This window comes from Microbacterium sp. NPDC077644 (assembly GCF_040702785.1).
GTDB lineage: Bacteria > Actinomycetota > Actinomycetes > Actinomycetales > Microbacteriaceae > Microbacterium.
Genome location: NZ_JBFBME010000001.1, coordinates 1,303,553 through 1,328,974, shown reverse-complemented (window position 1 = coordinate 1,328,974; position 25,422 = coordinate 1,303,553). Strand labels below are relative to the sequence as shown.

Genomic DNA, 25,422 nt, shown 5'->3' with positions numbered 1-25,422 from the left:
AGAATCGCCGTAGCAGAGTCAGTCGCGCGCGTGCGCGGCGTGTCACAAGGAGCGACATGAGCGACACCATCACCACCCCTGAGACCAAGGCCGCCCACGGCGTCACCCTCACCGACGCCGCAGCCACGAAGGTGAAGAACCTCCTCGAGCAGGAGGGCCGCGACGACCTCCGTCTGCGCGTCGCCGTGCAGCCGGGCGGATGCTCCGGACTCATCTACCAGCTGTACTTCGATGAGCGCTATCTCGACGGCGACGAGACCGTCGACTTCGACGGCGTCGAGGTCATCGTCGACAACATGAGCGTGCCGTATCTGGACGGCGCGGCGATCGATTTCAAGGACACGATCTCGGAGCAGGGCTTCACGATCGACAACCCGAACGCGGCCGGAAGCTGCGCCTGCGGCGACAGCTTCCACTGAACATCAGCCGTGCCCAGCCTGCGTGGTTGGCATGAATCAGGTGTGAGCTTGCCCTAGACTGGGATACGCCCTGTCCGCGATCTTGAAAGGTGTATCGTGCCCTCGAAACGCCGCCTTCGTTGGGTCGCAGTTCCTGTGGGAATTGCGGCAGCCGTGGCCCTGGCGGGATGTACTCCCACCGAGCTCCACGGATTCCTCCCGGGCTTCGTGGAAGACGGCACCGCCGCCACGAACCAGACCGACCGTGTCGCGTCGCTCTGGGTCAACTCCTGGATCGTGCTCCTCATCGTGGGTCTGATCACGTGGGGTCTGATGGGCTGGGCGGCCATCGCCTACCGTCGGCGCAAGGGCCAGACCGGTCTGCCGGTCCAGATGCGCTACAACATGCCGATCGAGATCTTCTACACGGCGATCCCGCTGATCCTCGTGCTGGGCATGTTCTTCTTCACGGCACGCGATCAGGCCGAGATCGAGACCCAGTGGGGCGATGACGCCGACGTCGAGATCACGGCGATCGGCAAGCAGTGGGCGTTCGACTTCATGTACGCCGGCGAGGACGACGACCTCTCCGACGCCGTCTGGACCATGGGCGTCCAGGCTCAGCCCGACGCCGAGGGCAACGTCGACAAGGAGAAGCTGCCCACGCTGGTGCTTCCGGTCGATCAGAAGGTGCACATCAGCCTGCAGTCGCGCGACGTCATCCACTCCTTCTGGATCATCGACTTCCTCTACAAGAAGGACATGTACATCGGCAAGGACAACTCCTGGTCCTTCATCCCGACGCGCGTCGGCGAGTACGACGGCAAGTGCGCCGAGCTCTGCGGCGAGTACCACTCGATGATGCTGTTCAACGTCAAGGTCGTCGAGCAGGACGAGTACGACGCGTACATCGCCTCGCTGCGCGACGAGGGCAACACCGGCGACATCGCCGATGCCTACGACCGTCTCGGCAACAACCCGGGCACGGGTGCTCCGGGAGCGGGCTCCGAGGAAGAGGGAGAGTAATCCTCATGACCACCACCACTGAGGCCCCCGGTCAGACGGCCGGCGCTCGCCCCTCAGCGATGCCCGCCCGCCAGGCGGCGCTGCTGAGCTCCTCCCGCACGGAGGAAAAGGGCAACATCGTCGTCAAGTGGCTGACCTCCACCGACCACAAGACGATCGGGTACATGTACCTGATCACCTCGGTCCTCTTCTTCCTGCTCGGTGGCGTGATGGCGCTCGTCATCCGTGCAGAGCTGTTCGCTCCGGGGATGCAGATCGTCCCCACCAAGGAGCAGTACAACCAGCTGTTCACGATGCACGGCACGATCATGCTGCTCATGTTCGCGACGCCGCTGTTCGCCGGCTTCGCCAACGCGGTCCTGCCGCTGCAGCTCGGCGCGCCCGATGTCGCGTTCCCGCGTCTGAACGCGTTCGCGTTCTGGCTGTTCGGGTTCGGCTCGATCATCGCCATCGCCGGCTTCCTCACCCCGCAGGGTGCGGCGTCCTTCGGCTGGTTCGCATACCAGCCGCTCGCGAACGCCTCGTTCTCGCCGGGCGCCGGTGGCAACCTGTGGATGGTCGGACTCGGCATGTCCGGTTTCGGAACGATCCTCGGTGCCGTGAACTTCATCACCACGATCATCACGATGCGTGCGCCGGGCATGACCATGTGGCGCATGCCGATCTTCTCGTGGAACACGCTCATCACGAGCCTGCTGATCCTCATGGCCTTCCCGGTTCTCGCCGCGGCGATCTTCGCCGCCGCCTCCGACCGCATCCTCGGATCGCACGTGTACGACCCGGCCAACGGCGGCGTGCTGCTGTGGCAGCACCTGTTCTGGTTCTTCGGTCACCCCGAGGTGTACATCATCGCGCTGCCGTTCTTCGGCATCGTCTCCGAGGTGTTCCCCGTCTTCAGCCGCAAGCCGATCTTCGGCTACAAGACGCTCGTGTACGCGACCATCGCGATCGCCGCGCTCTCCGTGGCGGTGTGGGCGCACCACATGTACGTCACGGGCTCGGTGCTGCTGCCGTTCTTCGCGCTGATGACGATGCTCATCGCCGTGCCGACGGGTGTGAAGATCTTCAACTGGATCGGAACGCTCTGGCGAGGGTCGGTCACGTTCGAGACGCCCATGGTGTTCGCGCTCGGCTTCCTCGTGTCGTTCGTCTTCGGCGGTCTGACCGGTGTGATCCTCGCGGCCCCGCCGCTGGACTTCGCCCTCAGCGACTCGTACTTCGTCGTCGCCCACTTCCACTACGTGGTGTTCGGAACCGTCGTGTTCGCGATGTTCTCCGGCTTCTACTTCTGGTGGCCCAAGTGGACCGGTCGCATGCTCAACGAGCGTCTCGGCTACGTGCACTTCTGGATGCTGTTCGTCGGATTCCACATGACCTTCCTCATCCAGCACTGGCTGGGCGTCGACGGCATGGTGCGCCGCTACGCCGACTACTCGGCCGCTGACGGCTGGACCTGGGGCAACCAGGTCTCCACGATCGGCGCGATCATCCTCGGTGCCTCGATGCTGCCGTTCTTCCTGAACGTCTGGATCACGGCGCGCAAGGCGCCGAAGGTCACGGTCAACGACCCGTGGGGCTACGGCGGATCGCTCGAGTGGGCGACCAGCTGCCCGCCGCCGCGTCACAACTTCACGTCGATCCCGCGCATCCGCAGCGAGCGTCCTGCGTTCGACCTGAACCACCCCGAGGCTGCCGAGCACCCGGTCGCAGCGCCGGAGCCGGCCACCGCCGGTGCGAGCGGAGAGGCGAAGTAAGCCATGCGTTCAAACATCATCCTGTGGTGGATCCTCGCCGCGTTCTTCGCCCTCGTCGGCGTCGTCTACACGGTGTGGCACATCATCGCCTACCCCGAGCTCGTCGGTGCGATGCGCGTCGAGTGGGTCGGCACGGTCGCACTGTTCTTCGGCATGTTCATGTCGGCCATGATCGCCGTCTACCTGCAGCGCACGCACAAGGCGCAGGGCGGAGAGCTTCCGGAGGACATCCTGACGTCCGACATCGATGACGGCGACCCCGAGCTCGGCGAGTTCAGCCCGTGGTCGTGGTGGCCGCTCGTACTTGCCGCCTCCGCCGGTGTCTTCCTCGTCGGCATGGCCGTCGGGCAGTTCCTCCTGCCGATCGGCGTCGCGATCTTCGCCGTCGCGATCGTCGGCTGGGTCTACGAGTACTACCGCGGACACTTCGCCCGATAAAGGCAGCGCTCGATAGAAGCGCGGCTCTACAGGCAAGAGAACGCCCCTGGCTGATGCCAGGGGCGTTCTGCTGTTCTGACACGGTCAAGGGCCGCATGTGGTCGCTTCTCGCTCTGGATGACGCCGCATGCGACCCCTCCGAGGAGGGGAGGAACCCGGCGTCACTCGCGCGTGCGGATGCGAGGGATGCCGGTGAGGGGATCGATCGGCCGTCGGTGAATGCCGTCGTGGTCTTCGACCGGGTAGCCCTCGCGGACCCAGTACTCGTAGCCGCCGATCATCTCGCGCACGTCGTAGCCGAGCTTCGCGAACTCGAGCGCTCCCTTCGCACCGGCGTTGCACCCGGGGCTCCAGCAATACACGACCACCTCGGTGCCGGCGGGGAGCTCCTGCGGGGCGCGGTCCGAGATCTCCCGATAGGGCATGTGCACGGCGCCTGCGACCCGTCCCTGTGCCCAGGCGTCACCCGAGCGGACATCGACCACCACGACGGCGTCTCCGGCCTTCTGGCGGGCGTAGAGGTCACTGGCATCGGTCTCGAAGGCCAGTTTGGCGGCGAAGTAGTCGGCTCGATCGATCATGGCCCCAGCCTAGATCCGCGCTCGCACTCGGCGATCGAGTATGACGACCTTGTCGGAGTCACGAAGAAGGCCCCGACGCGCAGAGCGCATCGGGGCCAGGGGAGGGGCGGGACCTACTGGCCTCCGTCCTTCTCCTTGTTCTTCTTGCCCTGGTCGGTGGCGATCACCGAGCTGGGCGTGTTCGGCGTCTCGTCGACGTGGGTCTCGCGCTCGGGCTGCAGTGGAGCATCCGGGAAGCCGGCGCGCTCGTGCGCACCCTGGATCTCAGCGGCCTCTGTCGCGTCCATATCGGCGGTGACGTGGTGCTGGTGTGCATCCGCGGCATCCACCTCTGCCTGGGTGAGCGGCGCGAGCCGGTCCTCGTAGAACCAGCGCGAGAGGCTCGAGCGGAGGTTCTGCGTCCAGGAGATGCGTCCCTTCGCGTTCGGGCGCACCACGAGGGGCTCGTAGCCGTCCACGTCGATGAGCTTCCAGCGGTCGTACTTGTCGACCGGCTGGTGCACCTCGATGAACTCCCCACCGGGGAGGCGGACGATGCGTCCCGACTCGTAGCCGTGCAGCACGATCTCGCGGTCCTTCTTCTGCAGCGCGATGCAGATGCGCTTGGTGATGAAGTATCCGGCGATCGGGCCGAGGAAGAGCAGTGCCTGCAGGGTGTGGATGACGCCTTCCATCGTGAGGTGGAAGTGCGTCGCCATGAGGTCGGACGATGCCGCCGCCCACATGACCGCGTAGAAGATGACCCCCGCGACACCGATCGCGGTGCGCGTCGCTGCGTTGCGCGGGCGCTGCGCGATGTGGTGCTCGCGCTTGTCGCCGGTGACCCACGCCTCGATGAAGGGGTAGATCGCGACGAGCACGATGAACAGACCCAGCACCGCGACCGGCACGAGGATGCCGAACGACCAGGTGTGGTTCAGGAACACGATGTCCCAGTTCGACGGTGCGAGGCGCAGCGCGCCGTCCGCGAAGCCGATGTACCAGTCGGGCTGGGTGCCGGCCGAGACGGGGGACGGGTCGTACGGTCCGTAGTTCCAGATCGGGTTGATCTGGAAGAACGTCGCGATGAGCACGATCGCGCCGAAGACGATGAACAGGAAGCCGCCCATCTTCGACATGTACACCGGCATCATCGGGTAGCCGACCACGTTGTCGTTCGTGCGGCCGGGGCCGGCGAACTGGGTGTGCTTGTTGACGATCATCAGCATCAGGTGGACGACGATCAGGCCGATCACCAGAAGCGGCAGCAGCAGGATGTGCAGCGTGTACAGGCGGCCGACGATGTCGACGCCGGGGAACTCGCCGCCGAAGAGCAGGAACGAGGTCCACGTGCCGATCAGGGGGAGACCCTTGACCATGCCGTCGATGATGCGCAGGCCGTTGCCCGAGAGCAGGTCGTCGGGCAGCGAGTAGCCGGTGAAGCCCTCGGCCATCGCGAGGATGAACAGCACGAAGCCGATCACCCAGTTCAGCTCGCGCGGCTTGCGGAACGCACCGGTGAAGAAGATGCGCAGCATGTGCACGCCGATGCCCGCGACGAACACGAGCGCGGCCCAGTGGTGGATCTGGCGGACCAGCAGGCCGCCGCGCACGTCGAACGAGATGTTCAGGGTCGACTCGAGAGCCGCCGACATCTCGATGCCGCGCATCGGGGCGTAGGCGCCGGTGTAGTGCGTCTCGACCATGGATGCCTGGAAGAAGAACGTCAGGAATGTTCCGGAGAGGAACACGACGACGAAGCTCCACAGCGCGATCTCGCCGAGCATGAACGACCAGTGGTCGGGGAAGATCTTGCGTCCGAGCTCCTTGACGAAGCCGGAGAGGCTGGTGCGCTCATCGATGTAGTTCGACGCTGCGCCGACGAAACGACCGCCGAGAGGGGCCTTGTTGTCCTTGTCCTCTTTGGACAGCGTTGCGGTGCTCAATGGCGCTCCCAGAAGCTCGGGCCGACAGGCTCGGTGAAGTCGCTGCGGGCGACGAGGTAGCCCTCGTCATCGACGGTGATCGGGAGCTGCGGCAGCGGACGTGCGGCCGGGCCGAAGATCACCTTGGCGTGGTCGGTGACGTCGAACTGCGACTGGTGGCACGGGCACAGCAGATGGTGCGTCTGCTGCTCGTACAGGGCCACCGGGCAGCCGACGTGGGTGCAGACCTTGGAGTACGCGACGATGCCGTCGTACGACCAGTCCTTGCGCTCCTCGGACTCGATGAGCTGCTCGGGGCGCAGGCGCATCATGAGGACGATGGCCTTGGCCTTCTCCTCCAGGTAGCCGTCGGGGTGCGACAGGGTCGCGAGGTCCTCGGGGATGACGTGGAACGCGGAGCCCAGTGTGACGTCGGCCGCGCGGATCGGCGTGCCGTCGGGGTCGCGCACCAGACGCTGGCCTTCGGCCCACATCGTGTGCTTGAGCAGCGCGACCGGGTCACCCTTGGTGGGGTCATCCGGCGTGCTGTGGGGCGCGAGACCGCGGAACAGCGCGACACCCGGGACGATGGACGCGACCACGGCGGCGATCAGCGAGTTGCGGATCATCGTGCGGCGGCCGAAGCCGGATTCCTCGTTCGCGTCGGCGAACGCCTGGATGGCCGCCTCGCGCGTCGAGTCCTTGCCCCGGGTGGGGTGGCGGTACTCGATGTGCTCCTTGTCGCTCATCAGCGCCTTGGACCAGTGGATCGCGCCGATGCCGATCGAGAGCAGTGCGAGTGCGATGCCGAGACCGATGAAGAGGTTGTTGTTGCGGATCGACGCCATCGAGCCGTCTTCGATCGGGAACAGCATGTACGCCGCGACGGCCCAGATGCTGCCGGCGAGCGACAGGTAGAACAGCGTGTACACGGTGCGTGCGGCCCGCTTCTCAGCCTTCGGGTCCAGGTCGGTCATCCGCTCGCGGTGCGGCGGCAGCCCTGGGTTCTGCACGGGATCGCTGACTGCGACACCCAGCCCGGGGGAGGGCTGGTAGGCCCTGTCAAGGGCCTGCGAGTCGTCGTCGTGTGCCATGGTGCTCCTCGTACGTTCCTCTTCGTTGAATATGCGTCAGTTGGACTTCGCCGTGATCCACACGGTCGCGCCGACGAGGGCGCCGATGCCGAAGATCCAGACGAACAGGCCCTCGGAGACCGGTCCGAGCGAGCCCAGCGTGAACCCGCCGACCTGGACCTCCTGCTGCTGGAAGATCAGAGCGGCGATGATGTCGCGCTTGTCCTCGTCCGACAGGTTCATGTCGCCGAAGACGGGCATGTTCTGCGGGCCGGTGACCATGGCCGCGTAGATGTGCAGGGCGCTGGTGCTCGTGAGCGGCGGGGCGTACTTGCCCTCGGTGAGCGCACCACCGGCAGCGGCGACGTTGTGGCACATCGCGCAGTTGATGCGGAACAGCTCGGCGCCGTGGGCGACGTCCGCATCCTCGCCGTTGAGCACCCAGTCCTCGGGGTACGTGGGGCCGGGGGCGACGGACTGGACGTACGATGCCATGGCCTCGATCTGGTCCTGCGTGAACTGCACCGGCTTCTGCGGCGCCTGGGGCCCCTGCATCTGCAGCGGCATGCGTCCGGTCGCGACCTGGAACTCGACGGCCAGCTCGCCGACGCCGTACAGGCTCGGGCCGCTGTCGGTTCCCTGCAGGTCGAGACCGTGGCAGGTGGCGCAGTTCGCCTGGAACAGCTTCTCGCCGTCGTCGACGGTCAGCTGCGTGCTCGCAGACGTGGGGGTGTCGGTCGCAGCGATCGCCGCAGACGCGCCGGCGTAGATGCCGCCGGTGATCAGGAGTCCCGCACCGATGAGCGCCGCAGCGGCCAGGGGGCTACGGCGTCCGTTCGAGCGACGCTTCTTCTCTCGTGCCATTTCGCAGGTCAGCTCCGCTCTTATTTCAGGAAGTAGATGACGAAGAACAGCACGATCCAGACGACGTCGACGAAGTGCCAGTAGTACGACACGACGATCGAGGAGGTCGCCTCCTTGTGTGCGAAGTTCTTGACCGCGAACGCGCGCCCGATGACGAGCAGGAACGCGATGAGTCCGCCGGTGACGTGGAGGGCGTGGAAGCCCGTGGTCAGGTAGAAGGCCGATGCGTAGGCGTCAGCCTGGATCGGCAGGCCCTCGGCGACCAGCTGGGCGTACTCCCAGACCTGACCGGAGACGAAGATCGCGCCGAGTGCGAAGGTGACCCAGAACCACTCGACCATGCCCCAGCCGAAGAGGCGACGGCGTCCTGCGCCGTTGAGCTGCCCCTTCTTGATGCGGTAGGCCTGCATGTCCTCAGCCGCGAAGACGCCCATCTGGCACGTCACGGACGAGAACACCAGGATCGCGGTGTTGACGGCGGCGAACGGAACGTTCAGCAGCTCGGTGCGATGCGCCCACAGTTCGGGCGAGGTGCTGCGCAGGGTGAAGTAGATCGCGAACAGACCCGCGAAGAACATCACCTCGCTGCCGAGCCACACGATGGTGCCGACAGCTACCGGATTCGGGCGCTTGATCGTTCTTGCCGCCGGGGCATAGGTCGCTGAGGTGGTCACCCCTCCATTATGGCCGATCCGCGAGCGTGATTCTTGCATCCACGGTCCCCGTTTCGATGTTCAGGGACTTAGGGGACCCTAAGAGAACACTGCGAATCCGCGGTGAATTCAACGGAAACCGCCGATGGCGCATCGACCGGACGCGGATGAGGAAATCATTCGCGCCGATAGGATCGCACACATGGCTGATTCCCTGACCTGGCCCGACGTCCTCACGACCCTTCTGGAGCGTCGCGATCTCAGCGTCTGGGAGTCGACCTGGGCTATGCGTCAGGTGATGCAGGGCAAGGTGTCCGACGCCCAGCTGGCCGGGTTCCTCGTCGCTCTGCGCGCCAAGGGGGAGACGATCGACGAGATCGTGGGGTTCCGCGACGCGATCCTCGAGGCCGCCGTCCCGCTTCCCGTCTCCCCGGACGTCCTCGACATCGTCGGGACGGGCGGTGACCGCGTCGGGACGGTGAACGTCTCGACCACCGCCGCCATCATCATCGGCGCGACCGGAATCCCGGTCGTGAAGCACGGCAACCGCGCCGCGAGCTCGGCATCCGGTTCATCCGACGTGCTCGGCGCTCTCGGATTGCAGCTCTCGATCTCTCCCGACGACGTCGCCGCTGTGCTGGACCGCACCGGCATCACGTTCGCCTGGGCCGCCGCATTCCACCCGGGGTTCAAGAACGCGGGCGCCGCGCGCAGCGAGCTCGGCGTGCCGACTGTGTTCAACATGCTCGGCCCGCTGTGCAATCCCGCCCGAGCGGAGGCGAACGCGGTCGGCGTCGCCCAGATGGAGCGGGTTCCCCTGATCACGGGTGTGTTCCGCACCCGCGGTGCGACGGCGCTCGTCTTCCGCGGCGACGACGGGCTCGACGAGCTGACGACGACCGGCCACAGCCGCATCTGGGAGGTCTCCCGCGGAGACATCCACGAGCACGACCTCGATCCTCGTGATCTCGGCATCCCGACGGCCGATATCGCCGACCTCATCGGCGGGTCGCCGGAGCACAACGCCGGCATCCTGCGCGACACGCTCGCCGGCACCAAGGGTCCTGTCCGCGACATCGTGCTCCTCAACGCCGCCGCCGGCATCGTCGCGTTCGAGCTCTCGCAGGACGCGACACAGGCGACCCGACCCATTGTCGAGCGCCTGCGTGAGGCCTACGCGCGTGCGGAAGCGGCCGTCGACGACGGCAGCGCGACGGCGAAGCTCGATGCGTGGGTCGCTGCCACGCGCGAACTCGCCCAGGACTGAGATGGAGCCCGTCGACGCGCTGCTCGAGATCGCTTCCCTCCTCGAGCGCGAGCGGGCGTCGCGGTACCGTGCTAAGGCGTTCCGCCAGGCGGCCGCGACCCTGCGCGAACTGCCGGCCGAGATCGTCGAGGACCCGACGCGCCTGCGGGCGGCGAAGGGCATCGGCGAGTCGACGTTCGCCGTGATCCGCCAGGCCCAGGCTGGTCAGGTGCCCGAATATCTTGCAGATCTTCGGGGCGAGGTGGCGCCGGAGAAGACGACGGTGCTGCGAACGAAGCTGCGCGGCGATCTGCATGCGCACACCGAATGGTCCGACGGCACGACGCCGATCTCCGTCATGGCCGATGCGGCCCGCGCCCTGGGCCACGAGTATCTGGCGATCACCGACCACTCGCCGCGGCTGCGCGTCGCTCGAGGGCTGTCGGCCGAGCGTCTGCGCGAGCAGATGCCGCTGGTGCGTGCGGAGTCGACGGATGCGTTCAGGATGCTGACCGGCATCGAGGTGGACATCCTCGAGGACGGCGCGTTGGACCAGGAGTGGGAGCTCCTCGAAGAGGTCGACATCGTCGTGGCATCCGTGCATTCCAAACTCCGCATGGAGTCGCGCGAGATGACCCGGCGCATGCTCACGGCGATCGCGCAGCCGCACGTGAACGTTCTGGGGCACTGCACCGGCAGGCTCGTGCAGGGCGAGCGGGGGACCAGGCCGCAGTCCGTCTTCGACGCGCGAGTGGTGTTCGACGCGTGCGCCGAGCACGGCGTCGCGGTCGAGATCAACTCCCGCCCCGAGCGGCAGGATCCGCCGGACGACCTGATCGCGATCGCCCTGGACGCGGGATGCCTGTTCTCCATCGACTCGGACGCGCACGCTCCCGGCCAGCTCTCGCTGCTCGATCACGGCGCCGAGCGAGCGGAGAACGCGGGCGTTCCCGCGGAGCGCATCGTCACGACCTGGGGTCTGGACCGACTGATGGCGTGGGCGGAATGATCAGACGATCCGCCCCGTGGCTGGTGCTCGTCGGCATCCTGGTCGCGGCTCTCAACCTTCGCGCGCCGATCATCGCGCTCACGCCGGTCCTGCCCGAGATCATGGCCGACCTCGGCATCGGCTCCGCGTCGGCAGGGCTCCTGACCACCGCGCCGGTGGTCATGTTCGCGCTGATGACACCGCTCGCCGCGCTCGTGATCCGTCGAGCCGGCCCCGAACTCGCGCTGCTGATCGCGCTCGGCGGCGTCATGATCGGCACGCTGGTACGCGCGCTCCCCGGATTCGGATCCATGCTCACCGGAATGGTCATCATGGGCGCGACGATCACAGTCGGAAACGTGGTGATCCCGGTGATCATCCGTCGCGACCTCCCGCCCGAGCGCACGGCCGTGGCGACGGCTGCGTACACGGCGACGCTGAACGTCGGCTCGCTCCTGACCGCTCTGGCGACCGTTCCTCTGGCGCAGGCGACGGGCTGGTCGGCGGCGCTGCTGATCTGGGGTGCGTTCACCGTGATCGGTCTCGCGCTGTGGATCGTGCACATCGCCCGAACACGTTCCTGGCGTTCCGCCGAGCGCTCATCGGGGGAGGCCTCGGAGACCCGCGCGACACGATCCGACGTGGCGAGCATCACCGGGCCGCTGCCGATCGTCGTCGACAGCCGTGTGTCGACGACTCTCCGAAGGCCCATCGTGTGGCTGCTGATGGTCGCCTTCGCCTCGCAGTCGACGGTGTACTACGCGATGTCGACCTGGCTGCCGACGATCGTGCTCGACACGACGGGCCTGGATGCCGCGGCCGCCGGTGCCCTCGCCTCGCTGTTCCAGGGCGTCGCGATCGTCGGCGCGGTGATCGCCCCTCTCCTGCTGCGCTATCTGGGTGCCGTCTACTCGGCTTTGCTGCTCGGCGCCTGTTTCGTCGTGATGGTCGTCGGGATGTTGATCGCCCCCGAACTCGCCGGGGTCTGGGCATCGTTCGGCGCGATCACGCACTCGAGCGGATTCGTGCTGATCTTCACCGGCCTCGTGCGGGTGTCGCGGTCGGATGCCGAGGCTGCGACGATGTCGGCCGTGGTGCAGGGCGGCGGGTATCTGTTCGCCGCTCTCGGCGCGCCGATGATGGGCGCGCTGCGGGAGGCGAGCGGAGGATGGCAGCTGCCGCTGCTCGTGGTCGCGGGCATCGTGCTCGTCTACACCGCGTCGCTCGTGTCGGCGATGCTCACGGTGTTCCGGCGGCGCTGAGCAGCTATCCGACGGGGCGGTCGAGTGCCGCGATCGCGCGCTGCATGGAGCTGCCGAGGTTCCACTGCGCGGCGAGCTCCTCGGCCGATGCGGTCTGGGCGGCGTCGAGGGCGCGGACCGGGAATGCGGGAACCGCGACGTCGAGGCCGCGCGCGACCTCGACGACCGTCGGTGCGACATCGAGGTAATCGGATGCCGCGATGACCTTCGCCTGCACGCCGGCGCTCATGCCTTCGCCGGCGGCCGCGGCGGCACGGATGCCGGCGAGATCGCCGTGGTCCTTGAGGAGCGCTGCGGCGGTCTTCTCGCCGACGCCGGCGACGCCGGGCAGCCCGTCGGAGGCGTCGCCGCGCATGGTCGCGAAGTCCGCGTACTGGGAGGGGAGCACGCCGTACTTCGCGACGACGGTGGCGTCGGTGACGATCTCGAGGTTGCTCATGCCGCGGGCGGTGTAGACGACGCGGATGCCGCGGTCGTCGTCGACGAGCTGGAACAGGTCGCGGTCGCCGGTGACGATGTCGACCGGGATCGTCGATCGGGTGGCGAGGGTGCCGATGACGTCGTCCGCCTCGTGTTCGGCGACGCCGATGATCGGGATGCCGAGCGCGGACAGCGTCTTGCGGATCAGGGGGATCTGCGCCTCGAGCGGATCCGGGACCTCTTCGACATCGGGGCCTGCGGCGACCACTTCGACGACGCGATGCGTCTTGTAGCAGGGGATGAGGTCGACGCGCCACTGCGGACGCCAGTCGTCGTCCCAGCACGCGACGATATGCGTGGGCTCGTAGAGCGTGACGAGCTTCGCGATGATGTCGAGCAGGCCGCGGGCGGCGTTCACCGAGGTGCCGTCCGGTGCCTTCACCTTGTCCGGCACGCCGTAGAAGGCACGGAAGTACAGGGATGCGGTGTCCAGCAGCATCAGCTTGTCGCTCATGCGTTCAGCATGTCACAGGGGAACGGTCAGCATCCGGGGGAGCTCGGCGCCTGTTCGCAGGTGTGGGCGACGAGCGCGGTGTGCGCCTCGAAGATGCGGATCTCCTGCGGTGCGCCTGCCGAGCCGACCTCGCCGGCGATCGGGAACCAGCCGACCCCCAGATCGATCTCGGCGGTGTAGCGGACGTCGACCTGCGCGGTGTATGTGCCGCGTTCGGCATAGGTGTGGCTCGTGTCGGTCGGCGTGAACTGCGCCTGGCCGAGGACCTCCCATGTCTCGCCGCTCGTGGCCGTGGTCGCCGTGGACCCGTCGCCGAATGCGAAGTCGAACGCGGAAGGGGTGAAGCGGACTGCGAGAGGGAAGCCGAACAGCTCGCCGTCGACGGTGTGCACGGATGCGTCGGCGACGAAGTTCGTCGGAAGGCCGGCGACGCCGACGTTGTCGGGCTCGCCGGTGATGACGGAGCCCTCGGGAGCGAAGCGGGCGAGGTCGGTGATCGTGATCGGCGGGATGCCGCCCTCTTCGTCCTGCTCCTCATCGGGTTCCTCGCCGTCTTCGCCGGGGAGGAAGCAGGGGCGGCCGGAGTCCCAGGCGTCCAGGCACAGGGTGAACTCATCGGGAGCGGGTGGGGCGGGGGACCAGTCGATGATCACCTGCTGCCAGTCGTCACGGGAGATGGGGAAGGCGCCCGGGTCGGTGTCGCTCGTCTGGGTGCCATCGAGGACGATCTCGGTGCCTGAATTACCGATGGCACATGCGCCCAAGTCTTCTTTCCACTGCGGGCATGAGGAGGTTTGTGCCATCCCTGAGGGGACGAACATCGCGAGGGCGATTGGCAACGCCGTCAAGAGCCCACGCATGTCTCATCCTCGACTGCTTGTGATTCGCTGAGCGCGAGGCGGGATCCGCTCATGATGAAAGTAACGTCGACGGCCGAGTGATCGGGGCGCGTTGGCGAGACGAGTGATGTGCCATCTGCATCGAGCACATCAACGCCGCTCAAGTCTTTGCACACCCGAGCACTTATTGTGCCGTCACTCGTGACCGTCGCTCCTCGGAACCATTCGATTGTGGCGGCCCCGGTGCGAGTCACGCCCTCGGCATGAAGTTGCGATAGCCCTTCGCGCTCTTCCGATCGGTAACTCCCCGAAGTGAACTCGTCTAGTTGATCGAAAGTAGAAGGGTCGCTGTAATCCACAGCGTTGAATGCATCGTTGTACTCCCGATACACCTCCTCGGCGGCCGCGAACGCCTCCTCCTCGCTGGCGAAGGCGGCGGTCGGCGTGGGCGTCGGCTCGGGCGCAGGCGTGCATGCGCTCAGCGTCGCTCCGGCCAGCATCAGCAGCGCCAGCATCCGGAACCGGCTCGTCTTCGATCGGAGGAGAGTCACCCGATCACGCTAACCCGAACCCGCCGCATCCCGCGGGACTTATCCACAGCGCGCGATGGCGGCATCTCTGATACCCTGAAGTGTCACTCGTGGCGCGTACACGCGCGCCCAGGTGTCACCAACCAAATCCAACTGCCTTTCCAGCGCTGATCACGCATGCGTGAATGCTGAACAGGCCCGAGTATCCACCCAACAAGGACAACCCACTACATGACTACCGCAACGACCGCCCCGGCCACCAAGCAGGTCGCCATCAACGACATCGGATCTGCTGAGGACTTCCTGGCCGCGGTCGAGAAGACTCTGAAGTTCTTCAACGACGGCGACATCATCGAAGGCACGATCGTCAAGATCGACCGCGATGAGGTTCTGCTCGACGTCGGCTACAAGACCGAGGGTGTCATCCCCTCCCGCGAACTTTCCATCAAGCACGACGTCGACCCCAACGAGGTCGTCAAGGTCGGCGACGAGGTCGAGGCCCTGGTTCTCCAGAAGGAGGACAAGGAAGGCCGTCTGATCCTCTCCAAGAAGCGTGCGCAGTACGAGCGCGCCTGGGGCGACGTCGAGAAGATCAAGGAGAACGACGGCGTCGTCACCGGCACCGTCATCGAGGTCGTCAAGGGCGGCCTCATCGTCGACATCGGCCTCCGTGGCTTCCTGCCCGCGTCGCTCATCGAGCTGCGTCGCGTCCGCGACCTGACCCCGTACCTGGGCCAGGAGATCGAGGCGAAGATCCTCGAGCTGGACAAGAACCGCAACAACGTCGTCCTCAGCCGCCGCGCTCTGCTCGAGCAGACGCAGTCCGAGTCGCGCACGACGTTCCTCAACAACCTGCACAAGGGCCAGGTCCGCAAGGGCGTCGTCTCGTCGATCGTCAACTTCGGTGCGTTCGTCGACCTCGGCGGCGTCGACGGTCTCGTCCACGTCTCCGAGCTGTCCTGGAAGCACATCGAGCACGCCTCCGAGGTCGTCGAGGTCGGCCAGGAGGTCACCGTCGAGATTCTCGAGGTCGACCTCGACCGCGAGCGCGTCTCGCTGTCGCTCAAGGCGACGCAGGAGGACCCGTGGCAGGTCTTCGCCCGCACCCACGCGATCGGCCAGATCGCTGCGGGCAAGGTCACCAAGCTCGTTCCGTTCGGTGCGTTCGTCCGCGTCGCAGACGGCATCGAGGGCCTCGTGCACATCTCCGAGCTCTCCAGCAAGCACGTCGAGCTGGCTGAGCAGGTCGTCTCGGTCGGCGAAGAGGTCTTCGTCAAGGTCATCGACATCGACCTCGAGCGTCGCCGCATCTCGCTGTCGCTCAAGCAGGCCAACGAGTCGGTCGACCCCAACGGCACCGAGTTCGACCCGGCCCTGTACGGCATGCTCGCCGAGTACGACGAGAACGGCGAGTACAAGTACCCCGAGGGCTTCGACCCCGAGACGGGTGCCTGGAAGGAAGGCTTCGACGCTCAGCGCGAGGCATGGGAGCAGGAGTACGCTGCGGCCCAGGCTCGCTGGGAGGCTCACAAGGCAGCCGTCGTCAAGGCCGCCGAGGCCGAGGCAGCTGCGGGCGACGACTTCGGCGCAGCCGCGGGTCAGTCGTTCACGAGCGACTCCGCCGGCGCCGGCACGCTCGCCGATGACGAGGCACTCGCGGCTCTCCGCGAGAAGCTCTCGGGCGGCAACGCGTAAGCACGTCCCGCTGGAACGGGCCGTCACCCTTCGGGGTGGCGGCCCGTTCCGCGTCTGCGCGGCATCGTTCCACGGCTCGGTTGTGACGCAACGTTACGGCCCGACTCGTAACATGGCGAAGGGTTCGCGACGATGGGGGAATGAGCTCCGCACTCCTTCCTCCGCGCACGGAGAACGCCGCCCCCTCGGGCGCCGCGACTGCCGTGCGTCTGGACGGCGTGCGACGCAGCTTCGTCGTCGCCGAGGGGCAGCGCCCTGTTCTGCGCGACCTCGACGTCGAGCTCGGTGCCGGTGAGATCGTCGCGGTCGTCGGCCCGTCCGGATGCGGCAAGTCGACGCTCCTGCGCCTGATCGCCGGCCTCGACACCCCGACCGGCGGCATCATCTCGATCGACGGCACCGGCGTCGCCGACACCGACGAGCGCACGGCTGTCGCCTTCCAGGAGCCGCGGCTGCTGCCATGGCGCACCCTCGCGCAGAACGTCGAGCTCGGGCTTCCCCGCTCAGTGAAGGGCCGCTCCGCGCGCAAGGAGCGCGTCGCCGAGCTCCTCCGCCTCGTCGGGCTCGAGCACGCCGCCGATCAGCGCCCCCGCGAGGTGTCCGGCGGCATGGCGCAACGTGCGTCCCTCGCCCGCGCCCTCGCGCGCAATCCCAGCGTCCTGCTGCTCGACGAGCCCTTCGGCGCGCTCGACGCCCTGACCCGGCTGCGGATGCAGGACCTCCTGCTCGACATCCACGCCGCCGAGCCCACGACCATCCTCCTCGTCACCCACGACGTCGAAGAGGCCCTCTACCTCGCGGACCGCGTGCTGTTGCTGCGCGCGCTGACCGCAGACCCCGACCCGGATGCCGCCTCGATCGCCCGAACGATCGATGTGCCCGGCATCCGCCCGCGAGACCGCGCCGATCGCGGCCTCGCGGACCTGCGCGCCGAACTCCTCGAGGGGCTCGGCGTCGACACCCACCACCACAACACCAACCTGGAGCCCCGATGAGCATCATCTCGCGCCGAATCGTCCCTGCGACCGCGATCGCCGGTGCGGTGATGCTCATGGCGTCCGGCTGCGTCGCCGGTGAGAACGCCGACGCCGCTCCCGTCGAGGGCTCCGACTGGTCCGCGAGCACCGTCACGGTCGACTGGGCCACGTACAACCCGCTGAGCCTCGTCATCAAGGATCAGGGCATCCTCGAGGACATCCTCGGCGACGACGTCACCGTCGAATGGGTGCAGTCCGCCGGCTCCAACAAGGCCAACGAGCTGCTGCGCTCCGGTTCCGTCGACGTCGGATCGACCGCCGGTTCCGCGGCGCTCCTCGCCCGCGCCAACGGCTCGCCCATCAAGGTCATCGACATCTACTCGCAGCCGGAGTGGTCGGCGATCGTCACAGGCCCGGACAGCGACATCACCTCCGTCGAGGACCTCGCCGGCACGTCCGTCGCGGCCACCAAGGGCACCGACCCGTACTTCTTCCTGCTGCAGGCGCTCGAGACCGCGGGCCTGAGCGTCGACGACATCGAGGTGCAGAACCTCCAGCACGCCGACGGCCGCGCAGCTCTCGACGGTGGCTCCGTGGACGCATGGGCGGGCCTGGACCCGATCATGGCGGCCGCCGAGGTCGAGTCCGGCGACAAGCTCATCTACCGCAACGTCGACTTCAACACCTACGGCTTCCTCAACGCCACCGAGGACTTCATCGACAACCACGCCGACCTGGCACAGGCCGTCGTCGACGCCTACGAGCAGGCCCGCGAGTGGGCTCTCGAGAACCCCGAGGAGACGGCGCAGCTGCTCGCCGACGCCGCCGGGATCGACCTCGACGTGGCCACCACGGTGATCGAGGAGCGCTCGAACCTCGACGTCAGCGGCGTCCCCGGCGACGCTCAGCTCGCCGTCCTCGAGAAGATCGCCCCCGTGATCGTCGACTCCGGCGACGTGCAGGGCGGTCAGGATGCCGTCGACAAGGCGCTCTCCGAGATCATCCACCCCGACTTCGCCGAGAAGGCCGTCGAGGGCTGATGAGCGACATCGCCGAAGCCGCGGCGCTCGAGGGCTCCCGGCGGGCCCTCGAGCAGTCGGCCGGTTCCGGACGCAGCGCAGGGCGGAGTCTCTGGAACCGCCCTGGTGCCCGTCTCCTCGGCGGTCTCCTGCTCCCGGTCGTCATCCTCGCCGCATGGCAGATCGCGACGACGTCGGGGCTCGTCCCGACGTACCGGCTGCCGACCCCGGCATCCGTCTTCACCGCCGGCGTCGAACTCGCCGAACGCGGACAGCTCTGGACGCACATCGCCATCTCCGTGCAGCGCGTCCTGCTCGGGTTCGCGATCGGCTCGCTGATCGGACTCGCCGTCGCCGCGATCGTCGGGCTGTCGAGGCTCGGCGACGTGCTGCTGAGCCCGACGCTCGCCGCCCTGCGCGCCGTCCCGTCGCTCGCCTGGGTGCCGCTGCTGATCCTGTGGATGCAGATCGGCGAGGAGTCCAAGGTCACGCTCATCGCGATCGGTGCGTTCTTCCCCGTGTACACGACGGTCGCCGACGCGCTGCGGCACGTCGATCCGCACCTCGTCGAGGCCGGACGCTCGTTCAGCCTGCGCGGCTGGTCGCTGTTCCGCACGGTCCAGTTGCCCGCCGTCGTGCCCTCGGTCATGTCGGGCCTGCGGCTCGCGCTCGCGCAGTCGTGGCTGTTCCTCGTCGCCGCTGAGCTCATCGCGTCCTCGATGGGCCTCGGGTTCCTGCTCGACGACTCGCAGAACAACGGCCGGGTCGACCGCATCCTGCTTGCGATCGTGCTGCTCGCGCTGCTCGGCACGATCACCAACGCGATCCTCGGCCTCATCGAAAGGCGCCTGCTCAAGCGATGGACCTGATCGACCAGACGACGACACCGGCCGCCGAAGTCCGCCTGATCGAGAACCGCGTATACCCGCCGTCGCCTGCATTCCGTGCGCAGGCGAACGTCACGGAGGAGATCTACGCCCAGGCGGATGCCGACCCGATCGCCTTCTGGGAGGATGCGGCTCGGCGCCTGGATTGGGCGACGCCCTGGCACACCGCGCTCGCCTGGGAGCCGCCGATCGACGGCGCGATCCCGGCGGCACGCTGGTTCGACGGCGGCACGCTGAACGTCGCCTACAACTGCGTCGACCGGCACGTCGAGGCCGGCCGCGGCGACAAGGTCGCGCTGCACTTCGAAGGGGAGCCGGGCGACCGCACGGCGGTCACCTACGCCGACCTGCAGCGCCGCGTCTCGCAGGCAGCGAACGCGCTGGTCGCCCTCGGCATCCGGCCCGGCGACCGCGTCGTCGTCTACCTGCCGGTGCTCATCGAGACCGTCGTCATCGCGCTGGCATGCGCCCGTATCGGCGCCGTGCACTCGCTCGTGTTCGGCGGGTTCTCGGCCGAGGCGGTGCGGTTCCGGCTCGCCGACACCGGCGCGAAGCTCCTCGTCACGAGCGACGGGCAGTACCGCCGGGGCGCGGCCGTCGAGGTCAAGACCGCCGCCGACACCGCCGCCGCGGACCTGCCCGACCTCGAGCACGTGCTCGTCGTCCGCCGGACCGGTCAGGACGTGCCCTGGACCGAGGGGCGCGACGTGTGGTGGCACGATGTCGTCGACACCGCCCCCGACACGCACGAGGCGCAGCCGTTCGATGCGGAGCATCCGCTCTTCATAATCTACACGTCCGGAACCACGGGGAAGCCGAAGGGCCTCGTGCACACCTCCGGCGGCTACCTCGCGCACGCGAGCTGGGCGCACTGGGCGCACTTCGACGCCAAGCCCGACGACGTGCACTGGTGCACCGCCGACCTCGCCTGGGTCACGGCGCACACCTACGAGATCTACGGTCCGCTCTCGAACGGTCTCACCCAGGTCATCTACGAGGGCACACCCGACAGCCCGCACCGCGAGCGGCACCTCGAGATCATCGAGCGCTACGGCGTGAAGGTCTACTACACGGCGCCCACCCTGATCCGCACGTTCATGACCTGGTTCGGTGATGAGCTGCCGACCGGGCACAACCTCTCCAGCATCCGCCTGCTCGGCAGCGTCGGGGAGGCGATCAACCCCGAGGCGTGGGTCTGGTTCCGCCGCACATTCGGCCGCGACGAGCTGCCGATCGTCGACACATGGTGGCAGTCCGAGACGGGAGCGGCCATGATCGTTCCCCTTCCCGGTGTCACGACCCTGAAGCCGGGCTCTGCATCCGTGCCTCTGCCGGGGATCGACGCCGCCGTGGTCGACGAGAACGGCGACGAGGTCGCAGCCGGCCGCTCTGGGACGCTCGTCGTGCGCCGCCCGTGGCCGGGCATGGCGCGCACCGTCTGGGGAAACGCGCAGCGGTACCGCGACTCGTACTGGTCGGACTACGCGGGGCACGGCGCCTACGGCGGGTACTACGTCGCCGGGGACGGCGCCACCCGCGACGAGGACGGATACATCCGGATCCTCGGCCGCCTCGACGACGTCGTGAACGTCTCCGGGCACCGGCTGTCGACGATCGAGATCGAATCCGCTCTCGTCGCCGATCCGTCCGTGGGGGAGGCGGGCACCGCCGGCGTCACGGACGCCGTGACCGGCCAGGCTCTTGTCGCCTTCGTCATGCCGTCCGGCAACGGGGAGGTGACGGCATCCGCCCTGCGCGACCGGGTCGCGCGCGAGATCGGCCCTGTTGCCAAGCCGCGCCACATCGTCGTCGTCCCCGACCTGCCCAAGACCCGTTCCGGCAAGATCATGCGCCGCCTCCTCGCGCAGCTGTGGGAGGCTGAACAGGATCGCCGCGCCGGACGCGAACCGGAAGCCCTGGGCGACACCACCTCCCTGCAGAACCCGGATGCCGTCAGCGGCGTCGCCGCGGCGCTGACAGCCTACGAGAATCACAGTTGAGGAAGTCATGACGGAAGAACACCGCTTCGGGTTCCGCACCCGCGCCCTCCACGCCGGCGGAACACCGGATGCCGCGACCGGCGCGCGCGCCGTGCCGATCTACCAGACCACGTCGTTCGTCTTCGATGACGCGAAGGATGCCGGCAACCTGTTCGCCCTGCAGAAGTACGGCAACATCTACTCGCGCATCGGCAACCCCACCGTCGCAGCTCTCGAGGAGCGCCTCGCATCGCTCGAGGGCGGCATCGGCGCCGTGGCGACGGCATCCGGCATGAGCGCCGAGTTCATCACGTTCGCGGCTCTCGTGGGCGCCGGCGACCATGTCGTGGCGTCCGCTCAGCTCTACGGCGGCACCGTCACGCAGCTGGATGTCACGCTCCGTCGCTTCGGTGTCGAGACCACGTTCGTGCCGTCGACCGACCCTGCCGACTACGCGGCGGCGATCAAGCCCTCGACCAAGGTCGTGTACGTCGAGATGATCGGCAACCCCTCGGGCGAGATCGCCGACATCGAAGGCCTCGCCGAGGTCGCGCACGCCGCAGGTGTCCCGCTCGTCGTCGACGCGACCCTGGCGACTCCGTACCTCGCGCGCCCGCTCGAGCACGGCGCCGACATCGTCATCCACTCCGTCACGAAGTTCCTCGGCGGGCACGGAACGACGCTCGGCGGCATCGTGATCGAGAAGGGCACGTTCGACTGGGGCAACGGGAAGTTCCCGCAGATGACCGAGCCGGTCGAATCGTACGGCGGCATCAAGTGGTGGGACAACTTCGGCGAGTACGGGTTCCTCACCAAGCTCCGCTCCGAACAGCTGCGCGACATCGGCCCGGCGCTCAGCCCGCAGTCCGCGTTCAACCTGCTGCAGGGCATCGAGACGCTGCCGCAGCGGATCGACGCGCACCTCGCGAACGCCCGCATCGTCGCCGAGTGGCTCGACTCCGACCCCCGCATCTCGTACGTGACCTGGTCGGGACTCGAATCGCACCCGCATCACGAGCGCGCGGCGAAGTACCTGCCGCTCGGGCCCGGATCCGTCTTCGCGTTCGGAGTCGCCGCCGAGGACGGCCGTGCGGCGGGTGAGGCACTGATCGAGAACCTCCAGCTCGCCTCGCATCTGGCGAACATCGGAGATGCGCGCACGCTCGTCATCCACCCGGCATCCACCACGCACCGCCAGTTGACCGCTGAACAGCTCGTGGCGGCCGGCGCCCCTGCCGACCTCATCCGCATCTCGGTCGGACTCGAAGACCCCGACGACATCATCTGGGACCTCGACCAGGCCCTCACGCAAGCGACGGGAGCGACCCGATGAGCACCGATTCCTGCGAGTTCACGCCGCCGGCTGCGGCATCCTGCGAACTGCCCTCAGCGCCCGCCACCGGCGGGGAGCGGCGCTGGGCGAGCCCCAGCCAGCAGGAGCGGTTCGCCCTGCTGCGCCGGTCGCGCTCCGTCGCGATCGTCGGCGCGTCCAGCAACCCGGCCCGCGCGTCGTACTTCGTCGGCACCTACCTGCAGTCCAGCTCTCCGTACGACGTGTACTTCGTGAACCCGATGGCCGATGAGATCCTCGGCCAGCCCGCCTATAAGTCCATCGCCGACCTGCCGGTCGTGCCCGACATCGTGGACGTCTTCCGCAAGGATGCCGATCTGCCCGGCGTCGCGCAGGAGGCGGTCGATGCGGGTGCGAAGGCGCTGTGGCTGCAGCTCGGATCGTGGAACGAGGAGGCCGCCGCCATCGCCGAGGCCGCCGGGTTGAGCGTCGTCATGGACCGGTGCATCAAGATCGAGCACGCGCGCTTCCACGGAGGACTCCACCTCGCCGGCTTCGACACCGGCGTCATCAGCTCGAAGCGGCAGCTGCTCGCGCGCTGAGCCGCGCGGGTCCCGTGCCAGGATGGTCGCATGCCTCTCATCGCCCTGACCGGCGGCATCGCGTCCGGAAAGTCCACGATCGCCCGTCGTCTGGCGGAGCACGGAGCGGTGATCGTCGACGCGGACCAGATCGTCCGGGACGTGCAGGCGCCGGGTTCGCCGGTGCTGGGCGAGATCGCGGCGGCGTTCGGCGATGATGTGATCGCCGCGGACGGCTCGCTCGACCGTGCCGCTCTCGGGGCGCGGGTCTTCGGCGACGACGGCGCGCTGAAGCGGTTGAACGCGATCGTCCACCCCGCCGTGCGGGCGGAGTCGGCGCGCCGGTTCGCCGCGGCCTTCGAGGCGGATGCCGACGCCGTCGTGATCTACGACGTGCCGCTGCTCGTCGAGGCCAGGGTCGACGACCCGTGGGACACGATCGTCGTCGCGCACGCGCCCGCTGCCGAGCGACTGCGCCGACTTGTCGAGATCCGAGGCATGGAGCCCGAGGCCGCGCAGGACCGCATCAACGCTCAGGTCCCGGACCACAAGCGCCTCGAGATCGCCGATGTCGTGATCGACACGGCCGGAACCCTCGAGGACACCGTCGCGCAGACGGATGCCCTCTGGAAGCAGCTCACGGGCGAGTGAGCGCGCCGGACTTCTCCGGTCACGTCCCGGGATCGCGTTCGTACCGGCGGCTCATCGCCGGGCTGTTCTTCGCCGGTGTCGCGACCTTCGCCCAGCTCTACGCCCTGCAGGCCGTGCTGCCCCAGGTGAGCGCCGACCTCGGCGTCCCTCCGGCGACCGCCGCACTCACGGTCTCGGCCGCGACCCTCGGCATCGCGATCGCCGTGGTGCCGTGGTCGACGGTCGCCGATCGGATCGGCCGCATCCCCGCGATGGCGATCGGCATCAGCGCTGCCACGGCCTTCGGACTCACAGCCCCCTTCAGCGGCGGGATCGAGATGCTGCTGATGCTGCGCCTCGCCGAAGGACTCGCGCTCGGCGCCGTGCCTGCTGTCGCGCTCGCGTACCTGAGCGAGGAGGTGCACGTCCGATACGTCGCCGCGGCCGCCGGCAGCTACACGGCGGGGACGACGGTCGGAGGGCTGTCCGGCCGCCTGATCGCGGGGCCCCTCGGCGAGACTTTCGGCTGGCGCGTCGGCGCCGGATGCGCGACCGTGCTGTGCGCGATCGCGGCCGTGCTGTTCCTGTGGCTCGCGCCGCGCGCACAGCGCTTCATCCCCGGCCGGCTTCGCACGGATGCCGGACCGGGTGCGCTCGCGCGCATGGCCGCAGCGGTGCGCTCACCGCGGCTGCTCGCGCTGTACGCCCAGGGCTTCCTGCTCATGGGCGCGTTCGTCGCCGTGTACAACTACCTCGGCTTCCACCTGCTCGGGCCGCCGTTCCTCCTGCCGGCCTGGCTGGTGACGCTGCTGTTCCTGGCGTACCTCGCCGGCACCGTGTCGTCTCCGTGGGCCGGTTCCCTGGCGTCCCGCTTCGGGCGGCGACGCGTGCTGCTCACGGCGATCGGCGTGTTCGGAGCCGGGGCCGCGATCATGCTCATCCCGCACCCGGTCGCGATCCTCGCCGGTCTGGTCGTCTTCACCGGCGGGTTCTTCGGCGCGCACGCGATCGCATCGAGCTGGGCACCCGTGATCGCCGATGCGGACAGCCGGGCCCAGGCGCCGTCGCTGTACTACTTCGCGTACTACGCCGGTTCCAGCCTGCTCGGGTGGGCGCTGGGCGTCGTGTTCGGGGCGAGCGGATGGAGCGCGTTCCTCATGGTCGTGATCGCGATGGGCGCCGTCTCGGCCGTCATCGCGGCGACGGTGCTGCGCCGGGATCCTCGATCCGTGGGACCTCACTGACCACCACGGCATCCCTCCGGCGCCGCCGGCGGATGAGCGCGACGACTCCGATGATCAGCGCGATGAGCAGGATGCCGGCGAGCACGGGGACGATGATCGCGAGGGCTGCGAGCAGGAATGACGCGCCGTCCTCCGCCGTGCTGAGCACGGGAGCGGCGAGACCGCCGGTGACCGTGTTCGCCGCCAGGCGCCCGGTGGCCTTCGTGATGTGCACGATGAGGGCGATGACGATGCCGGTGACGATGGGCACCCAGGTGTTCTGCGAGAAGAACGTCGTCGGATCGTCCACCGCGACCGTCTGGGCACTCGCGCCCGCGCCGAACACGATGCCGCCGGATGCGGGCCGCAGAACGCTCTGGATGACGTCGTTGATCGAGTCCAGCGCCGGGATCTTGTCGGCGACGATCTCGAGCACGAGGAGGGCGCCCAGGATCCACAGGGCGATGTCGCTGCCGATCCACGACCAGCCGGCCGGCAGGTTCACGGCGGGCAGGAACCTGTCGGCCAGTCCCAGCAGGAACAGCGGCATCCAGGCGTTGAGCCCGGCGGATGCCGCGAGGCTGGTGCCGATCAGGAACTCGATCACACGGACACTCTAGATCCGATGTCCGTAGGGGCGCATACGCTGG

Annotated in this window: 25 protein-coding genes; 16 read left to right on the top strand and 9 right to left on the bottom strand. The window is 68.0% G+C overall.

Annotated elements, in window-relative coordinates:
- Positions 1–56: 56 nt before the first annotated feature.
- The 4 genes from erpA to AB0269_RS06430 all read left to right on the top strand — a co-directional run bounded on the left by erpA (position 57) and on the right by AB0269_RS06430 (position 3,616).
- Positions 57–419: an iron-sulfur cluster insertion protein ErpA gene (gene erpA, locus AB0269_RS06445; protein WP_175988077.1), complete on the top strand. Its 363-nt coding sequence runs from the start codon at positions 57–59 to the stop codon at positions 417–419.
- A gap of 96 nt (positions 420–515) precedes the next feature.
- Positions 516–1,424, top strand: coding sequence for a cytochrome c oxidase subunit II (coxB, locus tag AB0269_RS06440; protein ID WP_366210392.1), 909 nt, complete (start codon positions 516–518; stop codon positions 1,422–1,424).
- A 5-nt stretch (positions 1,425–1,429) separates the two neighbouring features.
- The gene (gene ctaD, locus AB0269_RS06435) at positions 1,430–3,178 is read left to right on the top strand and encodes a cytochrome c oxidase subunit I (protein WP_366210391.1); all 1,749 of its coding nucleotides are present in this window, start codon (positions 1,430–1,432) and stop codon (positions 3,176–3,178) included.
- A 3-nt stretch (positions 3,179–3,181) separates the two neighbouring features.
- The gene (locus AB0269_RS06430) at positions 3,182–3,616 is read left to right on the top strand and encodes a cytochrome c oxidase subunit 4 (RefSeq protein ID WP_366210390.1); all 435 of its coding nucleotides are present in this window, start codon (positions 3,182–3,184) and stop codon (positions 3,614–3,616) included.
- A gap of 161 nt (positions 3,617–3,777) precedes the next feature.
- On the opposite strand, the gene AB0269_RS06425 is transcribed toward AB0269_RS06430, so the two are convergent.
- From AB0269_RS06425 to AB0269_RS06405, 5 genes are all read right to left on the bottom strand, one after another.
- Complete coding sequence (locus tag AB0269_RS06425) at positions 3,778–4,197, bottom strand: rhodanese-like domain-containing protein (RefSeq protein ID WP_366210389.1); 420 nt, start codon at positions 4,195–4,197, stop codon at positions 3,778–3,780.
- A gap of 113 nt (positions 4,198–4,310) precedes the next feature.
- The gene (locus tag AB0269_RS06420) at positions 4,311–6,122 is read right to left on the bottom strand and encodes a cytochrome bc complex cytochrome b subunit (protein WP_366210388.1); all 1,812 of its coding nucleotides are present in this window, start codon (positions 6,120–6,122) and stop codon (positions 4,311–4,313) included.
- Positions 6,119–7,195: a Rieske 2Fe-2S domain-containing protein gene (locus AB0269_RS06415; RefSeq protein ID WP_366210387.1), complete on the bottom strand. Its 1,077-nt coding sequence runs from the start codon at positions 7,193–7,195 to the stop codon at positions 6,119–6,121. The genes AB0269_RS06420 and AB0269_RS06415 overlap by 4 nt, the downstream gene beginning before the upstream one ends.
- 36 nt (positions 7,196–7,231) lie before the next feature.
- On the bottom strand, positions 7,232–8,038 hold the full coding sequence (locus AB0269_RS06410) for a cytochrome c (protein WP_366210386.1): 807 nt from the start codon (positions 8,036–8,038) through the stop codon (positions 7,232–7,234).
- 20 nt (positions 8,039–8,058) lie between these two features.
- A complete protein-coding gene (locus AB0269_RS06405; RefSeq protein ID WP_366210385.1) occupies positions 8,059–8,751 on the bottom strand; it encodes a heme-copper oxidase subunit III in 693 nt (230 codons plus the stop codon).
- 142 nt (positions 8,752–8,893) lie between these two features.
- On the opposite strand from AB0269_RS06405, the gene trpD reads away from it, so the two are divergent.
- Genes trpD through AB0269_RS06390 form a run of 3 tightly spaced genes read left to right on the top strand, consistent with a single transcriptional unit; the run spans position 8,894 to position 12,187 of the window.
- Positions 8,894–9,958 carry an anthranilate phosphoribosyltransferase gene (trpD, locus tag AB0269_RS06400; protein WP_366210384.1) on the top strand — a complete coding sequence of 355 codons (1,065 nt, stop codon included), beginning with the start codon at positions 8,894–8,896 and terminating at the stop codon, positions 9,956–9,958.
- A 1-nt stretch (position 9,959) separates the two neighbouring features.
- Positions 9,960–10,946, top strand: coding sequence for a PHP domain-containing protein (locus AB0269_RS06395; protein ID WP_366210383.1), 987 nt, complete (start codon positions 9,960–9,962; stop codon positions 10,944–10,946).
- Positions 10,943–12,187: an MFS transporter gene (locus tag AB0269_RS06390; protein WP_366210382.1), complete on the top strand. Its 1,245-nt coding sequence runs from the start codon at positions 10,943–10,945 to the stop codon at positions 12,185–12,187. Before AB0269_RS06395 ends, AB0269_RS06390 begins: the two co-directional genes overlap by 4 nt.
- Before the next feature lie 4 nt (positions 12,188–12,191).
- Here AB0269_RS06390 and AB0269_RS06385 read toward each other — a convergent pair whose 3' ends face one another.
- The 3 genes from AB0269_RS06385 to AB0269_RS06375 all read right to left on the bottom strand — a co-directional run bounded on the left by AB0269_RS06385 (position 12,192) and on the right by AB0269_RS06375 (position 14,511).
- Entirely contained in the window at positions 12,192–13,121 is a 930-nt protein-coding gene (locus AB0269_RS06385) for a 5'-3' exonuclease (RefSeq protein ID WP_366210381.1), read from the bottom strand.
- Positions 13,122–13,147: 26 nt separating this feature from the next.
- The gene (locus tag AB0269_RS06380; RefSeq protein ID WP_366210380.1) at positions 13,148–13,885 is read right to left on the bottom strand and encodes a hypothetical protein; all 738 of its coding nucleotides are present in this window, start codon (positions 13,883–13,885) and stop codon (positions 13,148–13,150) included.
- 80 nt (positions 13,886–13,965) lie between these two features.
- Positions 13,966–14,511, bottom strand: coding sequence for a hypothetical protein (locus tag AB0269_RS06375; RefSeq protein ID WP_366210379.1), 546 nt, complete (start codon positions 14,509–14,511; stop codon positions 13,966–13,968).
- A gap of 210 nt (positions 14,512–14,721) precedes the next feature.
- On the opposite strand from AB0269_RS06375, the gene rpsA reads away from it, so the two are divergent.
- The 9 genes from rpsA (at position 14,722) to AB0269_RS06330 (ending at position 24,793) form a co-directional block, all read left to right on the top strand.
- Positions 14,722–16,185 (top strand): 30S ribosomal protein S1, encoded by a 1,464-nt coding sequence (gene rpsA, locus AB0269_RS06370; RefSeq protein WP_366210378.1) that lies wholly within the window; start codon positions 14,722–14,724, stop codon positions 16,183–16,185.
- A 140-nt stretch (positions 16,186–16,325) separates the two neighbouring features.
- Positions 16,326–17,180, top strand: a complete 855-nt coding sequence (locus AB0269_RS06365) for an ABC transporter ATP-binding protein (RefSeq protein WP_366210377.1) — start codon at positions 16,326–16,328, stop codon at positions 17,178–17,180.
- Positions 17,177–18,202 (top strand): aliphatic sulfonate ABC transporter substrate-binding protein, encoded by a 1,026-nt coding sequence (locus tag AB0269_RS06360; RefSeq protein WP_366210376.1) that lies wholly within the window; start codon positions 17,177–17,179, stop codon positions 18,200–18,202. The genes AB0269_RS06365 and AB0269_RS06360 overlap by 4 nt, the downstream gene beginning before the upstream one ends.
- Positions 18,202–19,050: an ABC transporter permease gene (locus AB0269_RS06355; protein WP_366210375.1), complete on the top strand. Its 849-nt coding sequence runs from the start codon at positions 18,202–18,204 to the stop codon at positions 19,048–19,050. The genes AB0269_RS06360 and AB0269_RS06355 overlap by 1 nt, the downstream gene beginning before the upstream one ends.
- The gene (gene acs / locus AB0269_RS06350; RefSeq protein WP_366210374.1) at positions 19,041–21,068 is read left to right on the top strand and encodes an acetate--CoA ligase; all 2,028 of its coding nucleotides are present in this window, start codon (positions 19,041–19,043) and stop codon (positions 21,066–21,068) included. The genes AB0269_RS06355 and acs overlap by 10 nt, the downstream gene beginning before the upstream one ends.
- Positions 21,069–21,075: 7 nt before the next feature.
- Positions 21,076–22,380, top strand: a complete 1,305-nt coding sequence (locus AB0269_RS06345) for an O-acetylhomoserine aminocarboxypropyltransferase/cysteine synthase family protein (RefSeq protein WP_366210373.1) — start codon at positions 21,076–21,078, stop codon at positions 22,378–22,380.
- Positions 22,377–22,940, top strand: coding sequence for a CoA-binding protein (locus tag AB0269_RS06340; RefSeq protein WP_366210372.1), 564 nt, complete (start codon positions 22,377–22,379; stop codon positions 22,938–22,940). The genes AB0269_RS06345 and AB0269_RS06340 overlap by 4 nt, the downstream gene beginning before the upstream one ends.
- Before the next feature lie 30 nt (positions 22,941–22,970).
- Entirely contained in the window at positions 22,971–23,570 is a 600-nt protein-coding gene (coaE, locus tag AB0269_RS06335; RefSeq protein WP_366210371.1) for a dephospho-CoA kinase, read from the top strand.
- Entirely contained in the window at positions 23,567–24,793 is a 1,227-nt protein-coding gene (locus AB0269_RS06330; RefSeq protein ID WP_366210370.1) for an MFS transporter, read from the top strand. Before coaE ends, AB0269_RS06330 begins: the two co-directional genes overlap by 4 nt.
- On the opposite strand, the gene AB0269_RS06325 is transcribed toward AB0269_RS06330, so the two are convergent.
- Complete coding sequence (locus AB0269_RS06325; RefSeq protein ID WP_366210369.1) at positions 24,741–25,379, bottom strand: DUF4126 domain-containing protein; 639 nt, start codon at positions 25,377–25,379, stop codon at positions 24,741–24,743. The genes AB0269_RS06330 and AB0269_RS06325 overlap by 53 nt on opposite strands.
- Positions 25,380–25,422 lie beyond the last annotated feature (43 nt).

Coding starts and splice junctions, on each gene's coding strand:
- acs (WP_366210374.1), top strand. CDS start 19,041: ATGGACCTGATCGACCAGACGACGACACCGGCCGCCGAAGTCCGCCTG.
- rpsA (WP_366210378.1), top strand. CDS start 14,722: ATGACTACCGCAACGACCGCCCCGGCCACCAAGCAGGTCGCCATCAAC.
- AB0269_RS06345 (WP_366210373.1), top strand. CDS start 21,076: ATGACGGAAGAACACCGCTTCGGGTTCCGCACCCGCGCCCTCCACGCC.
- coaE (WP_366210371.1), top strand. CDS start 22,971: ATGCCTCTCATCGCCCTGACCGGCGGCATCGCGTCCGGAAAGTCCACG.
- AB0269_RS06365 (WP_366210377.1), top strand. CDS start 16,326: ATGAGCTCCGCACTCCTTCCTCCGCGCACGGAGAACGCCGCCCCCTCG.
- AB0269_RS06415 (WP_366210387.1), bottom strand. CDS start 7,195: ATGGCACACGACGACGACTCGCAGGCCCTTGACAGGGCCTACCAGCCC.
- AB0269_RS06360 (WP_366210376.1), top strand. CDS start 17,177: ATGAGCATCATCTCGCGCCGAATCGTCCCTGCGACCGCGATCGCCGGT.
- ctaD (WP_366210391.1), top strand. CDS start 1,430: ATGACCACCACCACTGAGGCCCCCGGTCAGACGGCCGGCGCTCGCCCC.
- AB0269_RS06430 (WP_366210390.1), top strand. CDS start 3,182: ATGCGTTCAAACATCATCCTGTGGTGGATCCTCGCCGCGTTCTTCGCC.
- trpD (WP_366210384.1), top strand. CDS start 8,894: ATGGCTGATTCCCTGACCTGGCCCGACGTCCTCACGACCCTTCTGGAG.
- AB0269_RS06395 (WP_366210383.1), top strand. CDS start 9,960: ATGGAGCCCGTCGACGCGCTGCTCGAGATCGCTTCCCTCCTCGAGCGC.
- AB0269_RS06340 (WP_366210372.1), top strand. CDS start 22,377: ATGAGCACCGATTCCTGCGAGTTCACGCCGCCGGCTGCGGCATCCTGC.
- erpA (WP_175988077.1), top strand. CDS start 57: ATGAGCGACACCATCACCACCCCTGAGACCAAGGCCGCCCACGGCGTC.
- AB0269_RS06410 (WP_366210386.1), bottom strand. CDS start 8,038: ATGGCACGAGAGAAGAAGCGTCGCTCGAACGGACGCCGTAGCCCCCTG.
- AB0269_RS06385 (WP_366210381.1), bottom strand. CDS start 13,121: ATGAGCGACAAGCTGATGCTGCTGGACACCGCATCCCTGTACTTCCGT.
- AB0269_RS06390 (WP_366210382.1), top strand. CDS start 10,943: ATGATCAGACGATCCGCCCCGTGGCTGGTGCTCGTCGGCATCCTGGTC.
- AB0269_RS06355 (WP_366210375.1), top strand. CDS start 18,202: ATGAGCGACATCGCCGAAGCCGCGGCGCTCGAGGGCTCCCGGCGGGCC.
- AB0269_RS06425 (WP_366210389.1), bottom strand. CDS start 4,197: ATGATCGATCGAGCCGACTACTTCGCCGCCAAACTGGCCTTCGAGACC.
- AB0269_RS06405 (WP_366210385.1), bottom strand. CDS start 8,751: ATGCAAGAATCACGCTCGCGGATCGGCCATAATGGAGGGGTGACCACC.